The organism is Novosphingobium sp. ZW T3_23, from assembly GCF_044987305.1.
In the GTDB taxonomy this organism is placed as follows: Bacteria; Pseudomonadota; Alphaproteobacteria; order Sphingomonadales; family Sphingomonadaceae; genus Novosphingobium.
This window is the reverse complement of record NZ_JBJDRF010000033.1, coordinates 34310-51199: the sequence shown is the minus strand read 5'-3', so window position 1 is coordinate 51199 and position 16890 is coordinate 34310. Positions and strand designations below refer to the sequence as shown.

General features: G+C 64.5%; 16 protein-coding genes and 1 riboswitch. Of the genes, 3 read left to right on the top strand and 13 right to left on the bottom strand.

What is annotated here, in order from left to right:
* Positions 1-5 precede the first annotated feature (5 nt).
* The 5 genes from ACI3K3_RS16615 to ACI3K3_RS16595 all read right to left on the bottom strand — a co-directional run bounded on the left by ACI3K3_RS16615 (position 6) and on the right by ACI3K3_RS16595 (position 5955).
* Positions 6-659 carry a Crp/Fnr family transcriptional regulator gene (locus tag ACI3K3_RS16615; RefSeq protein ID WP_404915611.1) on the bottom strand — a complete coding sequence of 218 codons (654 nt, stop codon included), beginning with the start codon at positions 657-659 and terminating at the stop codon, positions 6-8.
* Positions 660-1294: 635 nt separating this feature from the next.
* Complete coding sequence (locus ACI3K3_RS16610) at positions 1295-2965, bottom strand: M28 family metallopeptidase (RefSeq protein ID WP_404915609.1); 1671 nt, start codon at positions 2963-2965, stop codon at positions 1295-1297.
* Positions 2966-3105: 140 nt separating this feature from the next.
* On the bottom strand, positions 3106-3948 hold the full coding sequence (locus ACI3K3_RS16605) for a LysR substrate-binding domain-containing protein (protein ID WP_404915607.1): 843 nt from the start codon (positions 3946-3948) through the stop codon (positions 3106-3108).
* 141 nt (positions 3949-4089) lie between these two features.
* The gene (locus tag ACI3K3_RS16600; protein WP_404915605.1) at positions 4090-5205 is read right to left on the bottom strand and encodes an aminotransferase class V-fold PLP-dependent enzyme; all 1116 of its coding nucleotides are present in this window, start codon (positions 5203-5205) and stop codon (positions 4090-4092) included.
* 3 nt (positions 5206-5208) lie between these two features.
* Complete coding sequence (locus ACI3K3_RS16595; protein WP_404915603.1) at positions 5209-5955, bottom strand: tryptophan 2,3-dioxygenase family protein; 747 nt, start codon at positions 5953-5955, stop codon at positions 5209-5211.
* Between the two features lie 135 nt (positions 5956-6090).
* Between ACI3K3_RS16595 and ACI3K3_RS16590 the strand changes: the two genes are divergently transcribed.
* Positions 6091-6561, top strand: a complete 471-nt coding sequence (locus ACI3K3_RS16590; protein WP_404915601.1) for an Lrp/AsnC family transcriptional regulator — start codon at positions 6091-6093, stop codon at positions 6559-6561.
* Positions 6562-6576: 15 nt separating this feature from the next.
* Here ACI3K3_RS16590 and msrB read toward each other — a convergent pair whose 3' ends face one another.
* From msrB to ACI3K3_RS16570, 4 genes are all read right to left on the bottom strand, one after another.
* On the bottom strand, positions 6577-7026 hold the full coding sequence (msrB, locus tag ACI3K3_RS16585) for a peptide-methionine (R)-S-oxide reductase MsrB (RefSeq protein ID WP_404915599.1): 450 nt from the start codon (positions 7024-7026) through the stop codon (positions 6577-6579).
* A 67-nt stretch (positions 7027-7093) separates the two neighbouring features.
* Complete coding sequence (locus ACI3K3_RS16580; protein ID WP_404915597.1) at positions 7094-8389, bottom strand: glycoside hydrolase family 130 protein; 1296 nt, start codon at positions 8387-8389, stop codon at positions 7094-7096.
* 18 nt (positions 8390-8407) lie between these two features.
* Positions 8408-9136: a metallophosphoesterase gene (locus ACI3K3_RS16575; RefSeq protein WP_404915595.1), complete on the bottom strand. Its 729-nt coding sequence runs from the start codon at positions 9134-9136 to the stop codon at positions 8408-8410.
* On the bottom strand, positions 9120-9899 hold the full coding sequence (locus tag ACI3K3_RS16570; RefSeq protein WP_313440526.1) for a hypothetical protein: 780 nt from the start codon (positions 9897-9899) through the stop codon (positions 9120-9122). Before ACI3K3_RS16570 ends, ACI3K3_RS16575 begins: the two co-directional genes overlap by 17 nt.
* A 197-nt stretch (positions 9900-10096) precedes the next feature.
* On the opposite strand from ACI3K3_RS16570, the gene ACI3K3_RS16565 reads away from it, so the two are divergent.
* Positions 10097-11437: an N-succinylarginine dihydrolase gene (locus ACI3K3_RS16565; RefSeq protein ID WP_404915593.1), complete on the top strand. Its 1341-nt coding sequence runs from the start codon at positions 10097-10099 to the stop codon at positions 11435-11437.
* A gap of 17 nt (positions 11438-11454) precedes the next feature.
* Here ACI3K3_RS16565 and ACI3K3_RS16560 read toward each other — a convergent pair whose 3' ends face one another.
* The 3 genes from ACI3K3_RS16560 to ACI3K3_RS16550 all read right to left on the bottom strand — a co-directional run bounded on the left by ACI3K3_RS16560 (position 11455) and on the right by ACI3K3_RS16550 (position 14823).
* Positions 11455-12270, bottom strand: coding sequence for a universal stress protein (locus ACI3K3_RS16560; RefSeq protein WP_404915591.1), 816 nt, complete (start codon positions 12268-12270; stop codon positions 11455-11457).
* 25 nt (positions 12271-12295) lie between these two features.
* Positions 12296-13492, bottom strand: a complete 1197-nt coding sequence (gene nhaA, locus ACI3K3_RS16555; RefSeq protein WP_404915589.1) for a Na+/H+ antiporter NhaA — start codon at positions 13490-13492, stop codon at positions 12296-12298.
* Between the two features lie 101 nt (positions 13493-13593).
* Positions 13594-14823 (bottom strand): VacJ family lipoprotein, encoded by a 1230-nt coding sequence (locus ACI3K3_RS16550; protein ID WP_404915587.1) that lies wholly within the window; start codon positions 14821-14823, stop codon positions 13594-13596.
* A 193-nt stretch (positions 14824-15016) separates the two neighbouring features.
* Positions 15017-15123, top strand: a riboswitch (SAM-I-IV-variant riboswitch).
* A gap of 35 nt (positions 15124-15158) precedes the next feature.
* Here ACI3K3_RS16550 and metA point away from each other — a divergent pair.
* Positions 15159-16100: a homoserine O-succinyltransferase gene (metA, locus tag ACI3K3_RS16545; RefSeq protein WP_404915585.1), complete on the top strand. Its 942-nt coding sequence runs from the start codon at positions 15159-15161 to the stop codon at positions 16098-16100.
* 97 nt (positions 16101-16197) lie between these two features.
* Here the strand turns inward: metA and ACI3K3_RS16540 are convergent, their stop codons facing one another.
* Positions 16198-16827 carry a LysE family translocator gene (locus tag ACI3K3_RS16540; RefSeq protein WP_404915631.1) on the bottom strand — a complete coding sequence of 210 codons (630 nt, stop codon included), beginning with the start codon at positions 16825-16827 and terminating at the stop codon, positions 16198-16200.
* Between the last annotated feature and the right edge of the window lie 63 nt (positions 16828-16890).

Below are 16890 nucleotides of genomic sequence, written 5' to 3'. Positions count from 1 at the left end.
CGTTTTCAGCAGATCAGTTCCGCAAGCATGCGCGGAGCATTGATCGTCAGCTGATCGTCGTCGCGACTGATGATACCCCGCCTGATCAGCGCTGCTATCGCGCGCGAGGCCGTTTCGCGCGTGGTGTTCGCCCCAAGAGCCAGAGTCGTCACGCGAGGGGGCGGCACGATCCGGTCCCGCCCATCGGCGAGGGCGATCAGTTCGGCATAGACGCGGCCGGCGGCGCTATAGGTCATGCGCGTCACCATGCGGTCCAGCGCGCGATCGAGTTGCCGCGCCAGAAGACGCGCCATGCCGGCGGCGATCTGGACGTTACCACCCACCAGTTCGGCGATTTTCGGCGCTTCGGCACAGAGAAGCTGGCAGTCTAGCAAGGCGCTGATCTCCGCCCGGTGCACCGTGGCGGCGGGATAGGCGCCGAAGAATTCGCCGGGCCCGTGCTGGGCAACCTGCTGTCGCTGGCCCTCAAGGCCATAGGTCTCCACCCGCAGGGCGCCGTCGATCACCAGCCAGCAATAGTGAGAGGGCTCGCCCTGGTGCGCCAGGATGTCCTTGGCGGAAAGACGCTGGGGGATCAAGACGCGCGCAAGCGCCTCAGCGGAAGCCCGATCGCACCGGAAGATCGCTCGTATCGCCTCGATCTGAACTTCGAAATCCAATGAGATGCCCCTCAGCCGCAACGATCACTCGCCGCACGACTGATCCCAGCTTAGCCGATTCAAGCCCGGTAGGGGAAGCAGGACAATAAGGTTTCCTGCGAGGATGCATATGAGAATGCTTATCAAGAAATCCGGCCGGGGTGTGATCCCGGTCACGCACGATCACGGTATGGAGGCGTAAATCAATTTTGCGACCCGAAGGCGGCTCGTACAGAGCAGCCCTATTCCTTGGCCCGAAGGTTTTTGCCTTCGGGCCATTTTTTTCAGAGTTTCACGTCGGAAGACTTTGCCTCTCAACATGAAAGTGCGACCCGAGGGTAGGTATCGAACTGCGCGATGTTCTTTGTTTCGTCGCCATGAATTGCTGCCGCAGAGCACCTCTTGGAACAAGTGAAAATAAAGTCGTTGCGGTGTTAAATTCGCAGTATTCCAAAAGACATCCGCGTCTGCCGATAAGGTAAGGCCGCGGTGCGAAATTGCATTGCAAGCCCGAAGCTATTCATATCGCTGGATTAAAAAGCGCAGCAGGGTTCCTGCGTTCAGACCTCTGCCAAGGTTGCCGGATCGGTCCTTTCTGGTTTCGCGGATCGGGGTCCGTTCCGGCGCGGTTTCCCCGGCCGGAACGGATGCTTTCGTCACTTCCGCGAGGCGCCGCTGGCATCGCGAGCGGCGCGGAACTCGCTGTCCTGCGACCAGTTCGGCCAGTCGCGGCTGTTCGCGAGACGATTGCCGACGCTGTAGAGCAGGGTCATGTCGCTGTTCCAACCCGAGGTGTTCCAGTTGGGATCATACTCGTCGGCGGGCTGGTGATACTTGTCGCGTGTGTACGCATCGGACAGTTCCTTGCCGCGCGCATCGCCGCCGTTGGCCAGTTCACGACCCGGGCTGAACGAGATCGCGGGAACGCCGCGCTTGGCCATCGGGAAGTGGTCCGAGCGATAGAAGCTTCCCGCTTCGGGGCGGGCGTCCGGAGTGTAGTGACGGCCCAGCTTTTCGCCTTCCTCGGTGAGCATCGTCAGCAGATCGAGCTTGGCCGCGCCCGAAATGCTGAAGTTGGTGGTCTTCTCGATCGAGAGCGGGCCATCCATGTTGACCACGCCGGCCGTCGTCGCCAGCGGGCGCAACGGATTGTCGGCATAGTATTCGGAGCCGAGCAGGCCCTTTTCCTCGGCGGTAACGGCCAGGAACAGGACCGAGCGTTCCGGTTTGGACTTGGCGTAGGCGCGTGCCAGTTCGAGCAAGGCCGCAGTACCGGAAGCGTTGTCGCGCGCGCCGTTGTAGATGCGGTCACCCTTGGCATCGGGCAGGCCGACGCCGAGGTGGTCCCAATGTGCCGAATAGATCACCGTTTCGTCGGGATATTTCGATCCCTTCACCAGCCCGGCGACATTGTACGACGTGATGACTTCCGACTTGACCCCATAATTCGCGCTCATCGTTGCCTTGAGCGGAATGGGCCGGAAATCCTTCTTGCGCGCCGCGGCCTTGGCCGCTTCGAAATCGATGCCCGACGTCTTGAGCAACTGCGCCGCGAGATCCTTCTGGATCCAGCCTTCCATCTGGGTGTGCGCGGTTCTGGGATCGGCGCGCACGATGTCGAACATCGTGTTGGTGTTGGAGTTCTTTACGGTCGCCCAGCCGTAGGAAGCGGGTTCGCTTTCGTGAACCACCAGAACCCCTGCGGCGCCCTGGCGCGCGGCTTCCTCGTACTTGTAGGTCCAGCGGCCGTAGTAGGTCATCAGCTTTCCGCCGAAATCGCCTTCGCCGCCTTCGAAGTCGGGGTCATTGACGAGAACGACCATGATCTTGCCCTTGAGGTCGACGCCCTTGAAGTCATCCCAGCCGCGTTCCGGCGCCTTGACGCCGTAACCGACGAAAACCAGCGGCAGATCCTTGAAGTCGACCGAATTCTGTCCGGTCTCGGCGGCCCGGACCGCGATCTGCTCTCCCTGCGAAAGGGGCGTGGCCGCGCCGCCGATCGTCATCGACAGCTTAGGCGAACCCTGGATGCCGGACATGCGCAGGGGTACGTTCTGGAACCAGGAGCCGTTGTTTCCGGCAGGCTGGAGCCCTGCGGCCTTCATCTGTGAGGCAATGTAGTCGATCGTCTTCTTCTCGCCGGCGGTCGCCGGTCCGCGGCCTTCGAATTCATCGCTGGAGAGAACCTTGATGTCGTTGGAAATGCGCTGAACGTCGAACTTCGGCGCGGCCGGGGCGGCCATTGCCATGGCCGATGCGCCGAGCAGGCTGCCGACCGCGAGCAAACGGAGCGACTTGCGCGGAAAACGGATCGTTGAGGAAGTCATCGGTACTCCTTGGCCGGTCGGCCGGATGTTGCATGGCGCGCTGAATCGGTTCGATCCGCTGCCACCGATGTTCACGATCCATCACCATCTTGTCGATACGTGCACTGCATATTTTCGACAGGTCCGCAGCCTCACAGACCTTAGGCCGGTTGCAGCGCGGTAACGACCTCCCGCGCAAGTTTCGCCAGTTGGCCGGTCGGTCCGTCCAGGCCGGGGGCAGTCTGCAGGATGCAGGATACGTTCGGGAGCTTCGGCAGGTCGCTCTCCGTCAGCGGGGCATCGCGAAGGAACAGGGGGGTGCGGCAGGTGAGGCCCAGCCCGGCGTCCACTGCGGCGCGCAGCGCGGTGAGATTGGGTGTCTCCACCGAAATGCGATAAGGGCGGCCCGCATCCTCCAATGCCCGGATCGCCGCTTCGCGAAAGCGGCAGGGCGGCTCCAGCACCGCGATCTGGACGACGTGCTGCTGCGCGAGTTCGGGCTTGCCGTACCAGGCCATCGGGGTGCTGGCGATGGCGCTGGGGTCGTTATTGGCCGAAAATCCCAGGACGATGTCGAGCTGCCGGTTCTCAAGCTGGCCGAGCAATTCGGCAGTCCCAGCCACGCGCGAATATAGCTGAGCATCGGGATGAAGCTCCGCAAACCGGGCGAGCAGGCCGGAAAGCAGCATTTCCGCGAAGTCCTGCACCATGCCGATGCGGGCCGGGCCGGTGAACTGGCCGGCCGTGACCGCAGCTACCGCCTCGTCATGCAGGTTCAGCACCTTGCGCGCGTAGTCCAGCATGAGTTCGCCCGAAGGCGTCAGGGTCAATCTTCGCCCCTCGCGATGGAACAGGGCCTGCTGGAGCAGTTCTTCCAGACGCTTGATCTGGAGGCTCAGCGCTGACTGGCTGACGAAGACCCGTTCGGAGGCATGAAGCATCGAGCCGGTGTCCACGATCGCCACGAAGCTGCGCAGGAGATTGGTAGGCAGGTTGACGGGCATGTTCGGCAAGCTCCGGTAAAACGGGAGACAGCCTTATATGAGGCATTCTCAACTGAAACAGTAGAGAATAAGTTTGCAGATGCAAACATTGCCTGCTGTCTTCGCACTTTCCCGAACCTTGGGCAGAACGGGCCGAACAGCCTAGGACGCCACGCGAAACTCCAGTCCGGCTTCGGCAATGGTACGGCCTAGCAGGATCGCTTCTTCCGGGTCGTTCCATGCATGGAATGAGGCGCGCAGGCATTGACCCCGCACGTCGTAGCGGAAGCCGCGCGGGGCGAGCGTTTCGTGAAGCCGTGCCACGTCTTCGAATTCCAGGCAGAGCGTGCCGCCCCGGCCGTCCATGTCGATGGTGCGATCGACTGCCGCTGCGAAGGCGGCGATGCAGGTCCGGTTGTGGGCGAGGATCGCGGGCTGGCCGATCCCTGTTATGGTTTCGATGCCCGCGAGCGCGAGCGCGAAGGGCGCGATCGAGGGGCTGCCGCCCTGGAACCGGCGCGCATCGGGGGCGTGACGGAACGCGCGGATGTCGAACTCGTAAGGATCCTCATGCCCGAACCAGCCGAGGTCGAGGGGCTCGATCGTCGTCGTCAGGCTTTGGCGCAGCCAGAGCCACGCCGCGCCGGGGCCGCCGCAGAGCCATTTCACGCTCGAACCCACCAGCGCGTCCACGCCCCATTCGCGCGGGGTCACCCGCAATATCCCGGCGGACTGGGCGACATCGACGATCGACAGCGCGCCATGACGGCGGGCCAGGGCGGCGATCTCGGGGATGGGCGAGGTGACCCCCGTGTTCGAATGGACATGCATGGCCACGACCGCGGCAACGCCAGCATCGAGGTGTCGCTCCCAGGTCTCGGCATCGCCGGGCGACTGCGCCGCCGGGATCAGCCGGGTTTCGAAGCCCAGCCGTTCCAGCCCCTGGGCGACGTAGCCCACGGTGGGAAACGCCTGTTCCGACATCAGCACCCGGTTGCGGCCATCGGCGGGACGCAGGCCGGAGAGCAGGGAGAACAGCGCGGAAGAGACGCTTTGCTGGGGTGCGACTTCCGCGATATCGGCGCTGATCATGCCGGCCAGCGCGGTGCGAAAGCCTTCGATCGTCTCCAGCCACGGTCCCCACGCGGCGCCGCCCGTGGTCTCCCAGGGCGACAGATAGCCCGCCTCCAGGACGTTCCGGGCCGAGCGGGGCAGGCAGCCCACCGAATGGCTGAGCAGGTAGGGGCCACCCGGCGGAACGTGGAACAGGTCTTTCATCGGTCAGTGGCTCGCCTTTTCCGCAATGCTTTCCCGGACACGGCCGTAGTCATGGCCCCATTCGTCGGTCATTTCCACGCGCACGTCCCAGAGCTGCGGAAAGAAGCGATGCTTCGCGCCGCTCTGCAACAGGTCTACCGAACGCCCCTTGAGCGAGGCGGATCCCATGCCGATCGAACGGTGGATCAGGAACAGGTGATGCCAACGGAACTTGCCGAACAGCTCGTCCAGTTCCATCAGCGCTTCGGCAACGGCATAGGCTTCGTCATGGGCGTAGCCGTGATCGTAGATGTCCCGCACGGTGCGGCCCGCTCCGGTGGCATAGGCCTGGTCGAACGTCTGCCAGAGATCCGGAATGATCCGGAGCAGGACGCGAAAACCGGGCGATTCCTGCCCACTGCCGTTGCCGAGTTGCAGCCGGATCTGCTGGTATTCCTTGGGTGACATCGTCTCCAGCAGGGCCAGCTGATCGGTCATCATGCGCAGGATCCGGTGGCAGCGGCCGAGCAGGGTGGTGACGCGAAAGGCCTGCTTCTCGCGCATGTGTTCGTCCACGGCGACGATCGTGTACGCCATCAGCTTCATCCAGAGTTCCTCGACCTGATGGACGATCTGGAATTGAAGCTCATCCGCATTGGCCAGATCGTCGAAGTGCTTCTGGCAGGTCAGCAGGCGTTCGGTCTGGAGATAGACTTCGTAGTCTAGCACGGCGGGCGCTTCGAGCAGTTCGTAGACCTTGCGGCGTTCCATGTTGTGTCCCCGGAGTTTGTATGGGAGGACAATAGCACTGCGCATGAGGGACATTGGTCCGAATTCATGGAGGAAGGCTGTGATGGGAAGAACGTTCGTGATTGATATTGGTTCATCAAGGGAACGATCGTTCCGATGAGGGGAGTCCCCGCACTCGATGCCGTCGACCGGCGCATCCTCGCGGCATTGGAGCACGATGCGCGGCTGAGCTTTGCGGGACTGGGGGAGGTAGCGGGCCTGTCCAAGACGCCGAGCTGGAAACGCGTGCAGGCTATGGAGAAAGCCGGGGTGATAACCGGCTACCGCGCGGTGATCGAACCTTCCGCCATCGGACTGGCAACGAGCGCGTTCGTGCATGTCTCCATCGAGTTCGATCGTCACGAAGCGTTCGAGAGGGCCGTGGGCGAGGAAGCGGCGGTGTTGACCTGCCATGCCGTCGTCGGGGATTTCGACTATATGCTTCATGTCATGACAGGCGGTGTGCCGGACCTCGACGATTTCCTGCGCAACCGTCTGCGTCGCCTGCCCGGTGTGCGCCACTTCAATACCACGCTGGCGATGCGCAACGTGAAGCCGCGCGCCTATCTAACCGATGCGGCAAGATAGGCGCGCGATCGGATATCAGTCGATTTCCTCGACCTGATCGAGATAGCTGGCGTAACCCTCTTCCTCCATCTCCTCGCGCGGGACGAAGCGGAGCGAGGCGGAATTGATGCAATAGCGCAGGCCGCCGCGATCGATCGGGCCATCCTCGAAAACGTGGCCGAGGTGGCTGTCGCCATGGGCGGAGCGGACTTCGGTGCGGACCATGCCGTGGGTGCGGTCCACCAGGTTGTTCACGTTGGCCGGTTCGATCGGCTTGGTGAAGCTGGGCCAGCCGCAGCCGGACTCGTACTTGTCGGAGGACGCGAACAGCGGTTCGCCGGAGACGATATCGACGTAGATGCCCGGCTTCTTGTTGTCGAGGTACTCGCCGCTGCCGGGGCGTTCGGTGCCGCTGCGCTGGGTGACGTGGAACTGTTCGGGCGTCAGGCGCGCGATGGCCTCTTCGGTCTTCTCGTAAGTGGGCATGGGTGGTTCTCCTTGGAGGCGAACATGGTGATGGCCGGGCGTCGTGGGAAGAGGGGAATTGGTCGGATCAGGCCGGAACGAGGACGCTCAGCAGATCGTCGAGGTCCGCCACCGCGAAGGCGGTAAGCTCGTCTCCCACCCCGTAGGGCAGGAGGACGCGGCGGTTATGGACGAGCGCCCCGCAGCTGTAGGTCACGTTCGGAACGTATCCGCCATGCTGTTCGGCGCTGGGGAAGATCAGCGGCGCGCGCGTGCGCATCAGCACGCGCGAAGGATCGTCGCGGTTGAGCAGGCAGGCGCCGATGCAATAGCCGCGCACCATGCCCACGCCATGGGTGAACACAAGCCAGCCCTCTTCGATCTCTATCGGGGAGCCGCAATTGCCGAGCTGCACGAACTCCCAAGGGTAAGCCGGGGCCATGATCGGCGTGCCCGTCTGCCAGGTGAAGAGGTCTTCGGAGCGCAGGAGCCAGATGTTCTCGCCATCCTGGCGGCCCAGCATGACGTATCGGCCGTCGATCTTCCGGGGGAACAGCGCCATGCCCTTGTATCCGGTCATGTCTCCGCTCAGCGGGCGCATCTCGAACGTCCGCAAGTCGACCCCTCGCAGGATTTCCTGTCGCGTCTTGAGGCCGTCGTAGGCGGTATAGGTACCGATCAGGAAGCGCTGTCCGTCGTCTTCGGTGAAGACGACCATGCGCAAGTCTTCCACGCCCTGGCGCTGGTTGGCAAGGACGGGGAAGATCACGGTTTCCGAAACCTCCCGGCTATCCTCGCATTGTAGCCGGACCCAGCCTTCGTTGTCGCTCTCGATACGGGGCGGGAAGCAATTGGGGCTGGCTGCGTCGATGGTGACCGTTTCGCCGCCGTCCCAGCATCCGGTGCGGAATGTCACGGAGGAGATATGGCCTTCGCCGATGCCGCGCAGCGACAGAAGAAAGCGCACCCCGTCCTCTTTCGCCGCTGCCTCTTCCTCCATGGGCAGGCGCACGATGCTGGGGTTGAACAAGGCTGCTGATTCGAAGGAATATTCCTGGCTCAGATAAGCGCCGAGTAGCAGCCGATCGCGCCGGTTCAGGCCCGAGATGTCGCCCAGCTCATGCTCCAGCCCCTCGATCTGCCGCAGGAAAACCGCCTCTGCATTGCGATGGCGTGCCTGCATCGGACCCATCACGAAGCCGATCATGCGTTCCCGCACGTCGTTCTCCAGCGAGAGCAGGCGCTCCACGATCACACGCGGGCGGGGCGGGCGCTGCCCCGCGAAGGCGGGTGGGTATTCGAAATGGAACGGGCGGATCACCGTCCGGCCGGGATCGGGCCGCAGTTCAAGCTTCAGCTTGGTGAAGACTTCGGCCGCTTCCATCTTGCCGTGCCTGGCGCCTCAGACGTCCAGCAATGCGTAAGGTCGGCCGAACTTCGCCGAGACCACGAACTGGGCGCAGTTGAAAACCGGCACGCCGCGCATCGTCTTGCCCTCATAAGTGCCGCGATGCGCGTGGCCGTGAACCACGGCTTTGACGTTCTCGAACCGGTCGACCGCATCGGCCAATCGCGACGAGCCCAGGAAGGGGAATATTTCCGGCGGCTCGCCTTCCACCGTCTCGGCTATCGGGGAATAGTGCAGCACGGCCACGGTGCGCTCGGTCCTGAGCGAGCGCAGCCCGTTCTCCAGCTTGCGCGCCTCGTTCAGGGATTCGTCCACGAAAGTCTTGATCGCAGCTTCCCCGAAAGCGCCGAGTTCCCCGCGCCCGAAGCCGCCGACGAAACCCTTCACGCCCGCGAAGCCGACGTCCTTCACCACTACCGCCTGCTCGCCCAGGATCGTGACGCCCGCGTGGTGCAGGATATTCGCCACTTCCTCTGGCTGGCCGCATTCGTAGTCGTGATTGCCCAGCACGCCCACGACGGGGATCGAGCAGGCGGAAAGGTCGGCGGCAAGGCGCTCCGCTTCGGCGGTCTTGCCGAAATTGGTGAGGTCTCCGCAAAGCGCCAGCACGTCGGCATTGTCGGAGATTTCGCGGAACAGGTCGCGATAGGAGGCGCCGTCCTGCTCGGTGACGTGCAGGTCGCCGATCGCCGCAAGGCGGAGCGTGTCAGACATGTCGTTCATGCTTCTCGTCCAGTCCCTTGCCCACGAGGTCCGCGAAACCCCATTCGCTGATGTCGATCACGTAGTCTCGCGGAGAGAACAGGCGTCCACGGCAGATACGCACCTCGGCCGGGGGCAGTTCGGCCTGCGCGCGGATGCGCTCCATCAAGGTATCGAACAGCCAGCGGGGGATCGCCTCGCGCTCGGTGGGATAGATGAAGCGGAAATTGAGCACATGGAGCAGCAGCACTTCCCAGTGCAGCTCCATCAGCGAGAGCAGGCGATGCCAGTCGATCCGGTCGTGCATGCGCAGGATGGTGTGGGCAATGTCGGCCCCGTCGTAACGGTAGCGATCCTGGATGAAGGCCTTGGAGACGATGAATTCGGTGGGCGGCGTGATGCGCACTTCCGTACCGTAGACTTCGGCGGTGAAGACTTCGCTGAACCAGGCGTCGGTGATCGGGATCGAGGCCGAGGACATGTTGAAGATGACGTCGAAGAAGCTCTTGCCGGACCAGACCTTGGCGATCCAGCGCTCATCCTCCACGGTTACATCGTAGCCGGCTTCCTTGAACCGGGCGAGCAGGCGGGGGGCATCACCGGGCTTGCAGAACACGTCGATGTCCTTGGTGGGCCGCACCACGCCGGTATGGCAGGTAAGCGCATACGTCCCCGACAGCAGGTAGGGGATGTCCCATGAGCCGAGCAGCTTCAGGCTGTCGGCATAGAACGCCGCGGCCTCGGGCGGCGGGTCGAAGCTGTGAGGCTCGGTGGAAGTCGGCATTTCGAACATGGCAGGGGGACGCCCGATAAAGGAATGTCCTCGATCAACCGTGCGCCGGGCCGCTGGTTCCATTACAGATCATGGCTGGATGCCGCATGGCGCAGGGCGGCTTTTCCCGGCGACCATCGTGGTTCATTCCTGAACTCACTGGATAACCCGTGTTTTCAGGCTTTCTAAACCAGGCGCGATCGGAAATCATGGCGAACAGGCAAATGTCGCAGGAGGCGCCGGGAATGCGTGAGATCAATTTCGACGGGCTGGTCGGCCCGAGCCACAATTACGCGGGCCTGTCGCTTGGCAACATCGCCTCCGCAGTCAATGCCGGAGCGGTTTCGGCTCCGCGCACAGCCGCCTTGCAGGGCCTGGGCAAGATGCGGCGGATGCTGGAGCTTGGCCTGCCGCAAGGCATTCTCCTGCCCCATGCCCGCCCCGACGCCGACTGGCTGCGCAGCCTCGGCTTTTCCGGAAGCGACGATGCGGTTCTGCGGGCCGCGTGGCAGGAGGAGCCGGCCCTGCTGCGCAACGCTTTCTCCGCATCGGCCATGTGGACCGCCAATGCCGCCACGGTGTCTCCCGCGCCCGACACGGCGGATGGGCGCTGTCACCTCAGCGTGGCAAATCTCTCGACGATGCTTCATCGCGGTATCGAGGCGGAGCAGACCTTCCGCCAGCTTCGCCTCGCCTTTTCCGACGAGCGCTTCTTCGCGGTTCATCCGGCACTGCCGGCGGGGCTGGGAGACGAAGGCGCGGCCAATTTCATGCGCCTGGGCGAAAGCCATGCCGCGCGCAGCCTGGAAATATTCGTCCATGGCGAAGGGCCGGTGCGGGCCGGCGACGGACGGATCTTTCCGTCGCGCCAGCACCGTGCGGCCAGCGCCGCCGTCGCCCGGCGGCATGGCCTTGCCGCAATAGACCACGCCATGGTTCCGCAAAGCGAGATTGCCATCGCTGCCGGCGCCTTCCACAACGATGTCGTCGCCGTCGCCAACGAAACCGTGCTCTTCACGCATGAGCAGGCTTTCGGCGACCGTGCAGCCGTGCATAGCATCCTGCGCGAACGGGTGCCCGGCGCGGTGATCGTCGAGGCACCTTCCGATCGGATCAGCCTGAGCCTGGCGATCCGTACTTACTTGTTCAACTCGCAGCTCGTGACGCTGCCCGAGGGCGGCATGGCGCTGATCCTGCCGCGAGAGGCGCGGGACGAGCCTGCCGTCTGGTCGTGGCTGGAGGACGTTCTGGCCGCCGACAATCCGATACACCGGCTTGAGATCGTGGACGTGCGCGAATCCATGCGCAACGGCGGCGGTCCGGCCTGCCTGCGGCTGCGCGTGGCGGTATCGCCGGAGGCGGAAGCCGCGATCGACCGTCGCTTCCTCCTCGACGAGCGGGCCTGCGACCGCATCGAAACGGTGATAGAACGGGAATGGCCGGAAAGCATCGCGCCGGACGATCTCGGAGAGCCCGATCTCTGGCATCGCTGCCGCGCCGCGCGCGCGGCTTTGCTGGAAGCGCTGGGTTTCGGCTTGGGAGAACTATAGGGCCGGGCAGCCGGCCTTCAGTCCTCCCGCTCCCGCTTGATCACGAGCGTATCGGCCGGAATCCACCCGAGCAGGGCGGACGTGTTGCTTCCGAGGGTAGCCTGCGCCAGCCCGCTACGGTCGCGGCTGCCAAGCACGACAAGGTCGGGCCTGAACCGTTCGATCGAGCGTGCCAGCACTTCGTCCGGAGCGCCGAGATCGAGGTGCGAGGTCGTTCGTTCGGCCAGGCTCCGGGGCAGGGCCGGTTCCTCAAGGAAGGTCCGAAGCCGGGCGCTGGCTTCCCGCCGCAGTTCCTCGCGCATGCCGTCAGAATCGATCCATCCGCGAAACGGGACATGGTAGGCATGGACGACCTCGACCGGCACGTCGGGAAAGAGTTCGGCGGCGGCGGCGAGCGTGTGCAGGGCGTCCGGCGAAAGGTCCACGGCCACGAGCATGCGCCGGTAAGCGCCGCGTTCGCGCTGCTTCACCACCAGCACCGGCGCGGAAGCATGGCGGATGATGTGATCGACCGCAGTGCCCAGGAAATAGTCGCCGACATGGTTGAACCGCGCGACGCCGGTGACGATCAGGGAAGGTGCGAGATCCTGCGCGATGTCGGCGATCGTGTCGGGCGCGGGCCCCCTCGGCAGGAGGACGCGGACATCGGCCGGGTTCGATGGCAGCGTGTCACGGACCTGCCTTTCCTCCACGCGCTCCTCGGACCGGAGGGCATGGACGACGCAAGTTTCGACCTGCCACTGAGCTGCCAGCTGGATCGCCCGATCCACGGCGCGATCGCTACGGGCGCTGAGGTCCGTCGCCACGAGTACCGGTCCACGGCGTTCTGTCATTCGCGCTTCCCCTTCCTTGCGTTGATCAAGCCGTTGCGGCGCGTCCTCCGGCCGTGCCGCGATGACGGGCGGCAAACCGCAATACCGCGAAGCCCGAGAGCGCCGACAGGATCGAACCTCCCAGCACCCCGATCTTGACCTCGTCGATCAGCACCGGGTCGCTGAAGGCCAGGCCGCCCACGAACAGGCTCATGGTGAAGCCGATGCCGCAGAGCAGGCACATGCCGTAAGTCTGCACCCAGGTGGCGCCGTTCGGGCGCCGGGCGATGCCCAGGCGGGCGCAGAGCCAGATGGCCAGGAACACGCCCAGTTGCTTGCCCAGGAACAGCCCTCCGGCAACGCCCAGCGGCAGGGGCGCCAGCAGATGTTCGGCGCCCAGGCCAACCAGCGAAACGCCGGCGTTGGCGAAGCCGAACAGTGGTACGATCCCATAGGCTACCCAGCCGTGAAGGCCGTGTTCAAGGCGGTGGAGCGGAGATTCCGTACTGTCCGGCGTGCCGGGGGTGATGCGGATCGGGATGAGGCTTGCGGCCAGCACGCCGGCTATCGTGGCGTGTACGCCGGACAGCAGCACCGCCAGCCAAAGCATCGCGGCAAGCGTGAGGTAGGGCCAGAGTTGCTTCACTCCGATGCGATTGAGCACGAACATCACGCCCATGATCGCGCCCGCCGCCAGCAAGGCCAGGCCGTGGATCTGCGAGGTGTAGGCAAGGGCGATCACCGCCACCGCCCCCATGTCGTCGACGATGGCGATGGTCGTGAGGATCAGCTTGAGCGAGGCGGGGACGCGCTTGCCCAGCATGGCCATGACGCCGATGGCGAAAGCGATGTCCGTAGCCGCAGGGATGGCCCAGCCGCGCGTCAGCCCCGATCCGGGGCCCACGATCGCCAGGTAGATCAGCGCCGGGCAGATCATCCCGGCGGCGGCGGCGATGGCGGGCAACGCACGATCCGACCAGTTGGCGAGGTGGCCGTCCACGAATTCGCGTTTGATCTCCAGCCCCACCAGCAGGAAGAACAGCGACATCAGCCCGTCGTTGATCCAATGCGCCAGCGACATCGGGCCGATCTTCACGTGAAGCGCGTGAAAGTAGCTGTCTGCAAGCGGACTGTTGGCGACAATCAGCGCCAGGGCCGCCGCGATCATCAGCAGGATACCGCCTGAAGCTTCGCTGCGCAGGAAAGCGCGAAGGGCCGAACGGGGACGCCTGGGTAGGATCATCGATGCGGGGCTGTCTCGTCGAAGCAGGTGGGAGATTGCAGACTAGCCGCAATCATCCCGAATGGCCACCCGGCCCCGAACAGCCCCATTGATCCGCCGTATCAGTATGCAGGAACCGGTGCGGGTGCGGGTGCGGGTGCGGGTGCCTGCTCCGGGGCGGGCGAAGCCGGGGCGGTCTCGCCCGCAGCGGGTACGGCGGGAACGGGGGTTGCAGGAGGCGCAGTCTCCGGCGCAGCCCCGGTCTCCGGCACAGGCGCCGTCTCCTGAGCAGGTTCAGCCTCACCAGTGGCAGGCTGCCCGGCTTCACCTTGCTTGTCGCGATCCTTCTTGCCGGGCACTTTCAGTCCGGGGCCGTAAACCGGCACGACGCCCGGCGTCACGCGGCCGTGAAGCGCGTCGATCTCGGCCTGGCGCTGCTTGAGGTAGAGGTCGCGATAGGTGGCGTAGGGTCGGTCTTCCTCGCGGATCTGGTTGATCCGCTCGTCGAAGGCCGCGCGTTCGCCAAGCTGGCGGACGACGGTCATGGGGATCACCACTTCGGGGTTGGTGAAGGGCTTGCCGATGGCGGCGGGCAGCAGCAGCTTGTCGATCGAATCGCCGATGATGTCGCGCAGGGTCGTCGGGCCGATGATCGGAAGATACATGTAAGGGCCGGGACCGACGCCGTAGTAACCCAGTGTGTTGGCCACGCCGTTGGGACGGTACGGCAGGTTGAACGGCTTCTTCTTGGCCACGTCCATCAGCCCGCCCACGCCGAGCGTGGTGTTGATCACGAAGCGTCCGGCCGTCTCGGCGGCCTTGCCGGGTTTCAGCTGCAGGAGAAAAGCCGCGAAGACCACGGGCTCGCCCAGATTGGTGAAGAAGTTGCGCAGGCCCTTGCGGACGGGGCGCGGCAGGCCCTTGTTGTAAGCCTTGGCCACGGGTTCCAGCACGGCCTTGTCGACGGACTGCACCACCTTGAAGGACTCGGCGTTGATCCGCTCCAGCGGATCGCCGGGCGGCGGCGGCTGCGGCGCGGTGACGACGATTTCCGATTCGGGCTGGTCCGGAGCGGCTTGAGCCGGAGGCGTCGGGGCGGGGGCCAAAGGATCGGCGGCAGGTGGCTGAGCCTGAACGGGATCGGAAGAGGAAGGTGTCGCAATTTCGCCCGTCGTCACCGGCGCGGGAATCGCCGCTCCGGCCGCAGGCGCAGCGGCCTGCGCTTCGGCAAGCTGCAACGGACGCGATGCCGCCTGGAGATCGGCCACTTGCAGATCGACCAGATGTACGGGTGCGTCGGGCATCGACGGGCCCGTCATCAACAACGCCACGGCAGCGGCCGGCAAACTCATTCGAAGATCCTTAGCATAGTGCCGTAGCGGTCGCGAAGCCGAATTCAGTTCGCGCGTGATTTTTGGCTTTGCTGTCCGGCCGCTAGGCTCGATTCCGTCATCCGTCAATCGCGCCGGGGCGGGTATGCGGTCATCGCTTCTAGTCCGATCGAGGCGGGCCGTTGCAAGATCGCGCCGAAGCGTCTATCACCCGGCGCAGCATCAAGAGTTGGGACGACGCCCAACGCCAACCTGCCGATCCGGGCAAGGTGGCACTCCCGGCGGGAGGATGTGGCCGAGCCGGCAACCAACGGATCAAGCCACCAGCGTCGTTCCGGAATGAGGACCGACGCAACGTGCCGATCAAGATTCCCGACGACCTGCCCGCCCGCTCCATCCTGGAGAACGAAGGCGTGGCCGTGATGCGCGAGAGCGATGCGGTGCGGCAGGACATCCGGCCGCTACGCATCGGCCTGCTCAACCTCATGCCCGACAAGGTGAGCACCGAGACCCAGCTCGCCCGCCTGCTCGGTGCGACGCCGCTCCAGATCGAACTGACCCTGGTGCGGATCAGCGACCATGTCGCCCGCAACACCTCGCCCGAGCATCTCGAAGCATTCTACCGCCCCTGGCGGGATGTCGAGCACGAGCGGTTCGACGGTTTCATCATCACCGGCGCTCCGGTCGAGCGGCTGGCTTTCGAGGATGTGCGCTACTGGCCCGAACTTCAGCGCATCTTCGACTGGACGCGTACCAACGTCCATAGCTGCCTGACTATCTGCTGGGCTGCGCAGGCCTTCCTCCACCACTTCCACGGCGTTCCCAAGCACGAGTTGCCGGCCAAGGCTTTCGGCGTCTTCCCGCATCGCAATCGCGCGCCGAATTCGCCCTTCCTGCGCGGGATTTCGGACAGTTTCGCCGTACCCGTGTCACGGTGGACCGAAATGCGCGCGGAGGATCTTCCGTCGGATGGCGGGGTGCAGATCCTTGCCGAAAGCGAGGAGACCGGCCTGTGCCTGCTCCATGACCCGCAGGATCGCGCGCTGCTGATGTTCAATCACCTCGAATACGACAGCGACACCCTGGCCGGCGAATTCGAACGCGACGGCGGCCCGGTTCCGGCCAACTACTATCCTGACGATGATCCGGCCTGTGCGCCGATCAATGCCTGGCGCAGCCATGGGCACCTGCTCTTCGGGAACTGGATAAACGAGATCTACCAGAGCACGCCTTTCGATCGGGCCGAGATCGGGGCGACTACACGTCCGGATGCCGCGGCAGACCTGATCCCGGCGTAAGGGCAAGCTCCAAGCCTTTCTTCGGGACTGTTCGGTGCTTTCCTGCTGGCCCGCGACGCTATCCGCTGACGCGGTTCAGGCCGGTTCAGGCCCGGTTTCAGGCGGCCCGCGAGGTAAGCAGCGCCGCTCCGAAGCCGACGAAGATCGATCCGGTCACCCGGTTGAACAGACGCTTCACCGAAGGCCGCCGCAGATGCGCGGAAAGCGTGCCTCCCGCCAGCGCATAGGTGCAGTACCAGAACATCTCGATAACCGTGAACGTGCCCACGAGAATGGCGAACTGCGGCGCCTTGGGCTGTGCGGGATCGATGAACTGCGGAAAGAAGGCGGCCGCGAACAGCAGTAGCTTGGGGTTGCTGATGGCGATCGTGAACCCGCCGCGAAACAGCGCCATCGGCGAATTGCGCCGGGCCATGTCGGCACCGGCCGGATCTTCAGGAGAGACGTCGGCCCTCCAGGACTTGATGCCCAGATAGACGAGGTAGGCCACGCCGAGATAGCGCAGCACCTCGAAAGCGCCCGGTATGGCCTTGAGCAGCGCGGTCAATCCCGCTGCCGAGGCCGCGAGCACCAGCGCGATCGCCAGCATGCATCCCGCCATGGCCGCAAGGCTGCGCCGGAAGCCCAGTTCCACGCTTCGCGTCATCACGTGGAGCATGTTGGGTCCGGGCGTTCCCGAAAGCAGGAAAACGGCGAAAGCGTAAAGCCACCAGGTCTGGAGCGTCATCATGGGTTTTGCCTAGGCGGCCGGATCGCCTGTCGCAATGGTCTTCCGTGCGTACAGCAGCCC